The organism is Caballeronia terrestris (assembly GCF_001544515.1).
In the GTDB taxonomy this organism is placed as follows: domain Bacteria; phylum Pseudomonadota; class Gammaproteobacteria; order Burkholderiales; family Burkholderiaceae; genus Caballeronia; species Caballeronia terrestris.
In genome coordinates this window covers 1-1,094 of record NZ_FCOL02000477.1, presented here as the reverse complement: position 1 = coordinate 1,094, position 1,094 = coordinate 1, and the positions used below count along the sequence as shown (strand labels likewise).

Annotated in this window: 1 protein-coding gene; it reads right to left on the bottom strand. The window is 60.7% G+C overall.

Annotation, left to right across the window (positions count from 1 at the left end):
* On the bottom strand, nt 1–876 hold an 876-nt coding region (locus AWB67_RS38390; protein WP_200822435.1), incomplete at its 3' end, for an MCP four helix bundle domain-containing protein.
* Nucleotides 877–1,094 lie beyond the last annotated feature (218 nt).

The following is a 1,094-nucleotide window of genomic DNA, read 5'->3' as shown; positions in this document are numbered from 1 at the left end:
CAGACCCGTGGCGATCTGGCTCGAACCGGTCGCGATGCTGTCGGCGGCCGTGCGAACCTGGCCGATCAAGTCGACGAGGCTGCGCTGCATCTCACCCATCGATGCGAGCACGCTTCCGGCCGGCGCATGCTGCGCACCCGGAATCGTGCTCAGATCGCCGCCCGCGACGCGCTGCGTCAGTTCGCCTAGTGCTGCGGGCTCGGCTCCCAATGAGCGCGTCAAACTGCGCGTAATCAACACCCCGGCCGTGACTGCGGCCAGAATCGCTGCAAGGCAAATCGCGATCAGCAGGTTCCGCTGGCTCGCATAGTGATCGGCAGACTCCCGCACCAACTGCGCTTCACGCTCGCTGGTGACGTCGGAGTAATTCTTTGTCGCTTTGATCAACGCGTCGAGCAGCGGCCGGCACTCGGCATTCATCTTTGCGATGGCCTCGTCATGCTTGTTGTTCAAAGCGAGATTGACGATCGCCAGCGCAACCGGCCCGTACAACGATTCGACACGATCGATTTCGGCTACGAGTGCCCGTGCCTGAGGGCTCGCGTCACTCGCATTGCCCATCAGATCCTTGAGTTTGCGAAGGTTCGCCTGCACGTCTTCGTGCGCTTGCGTCACGGCGGCCTTTTCGAGTTCGAGGTCCGAGGCTGTCGTCACCAGCACCAGGTTCCGCGCGGCGATGGCACGCCGGTCAACCGCTGTCCGAACGTGCTCGGCTGCATCTGCGCGTGCGTTGATGCCGGACATATAGTGAGAGAACCGTTCGTTGGAGTCGCTCAGTGCAATCAGCGACATGCCGGAGATCACCAGAACGGCAGCAGTGAGCAATCCGAATCCCACCGCCAGCTTCGCCTTGACCGTCATTTGTTTTGTACTCATCTCGCCCGACTCCCCTCATGCCATGGATTCACCGCCTCGACCCGCTACTGGCGCGAAGAGACGCACACGTATCGGATAAGCGCGTTCCGCGACGAAGTCGACGGGAACCGCTGCGTGTCCATGATTACGACGGGTCGCGTCATTCCTGAAGCTGGACAAATCATCGATTTGTTCCCGCAAACGTTATCTGTCGAAAATAAAATCGCGCGGAACACGAC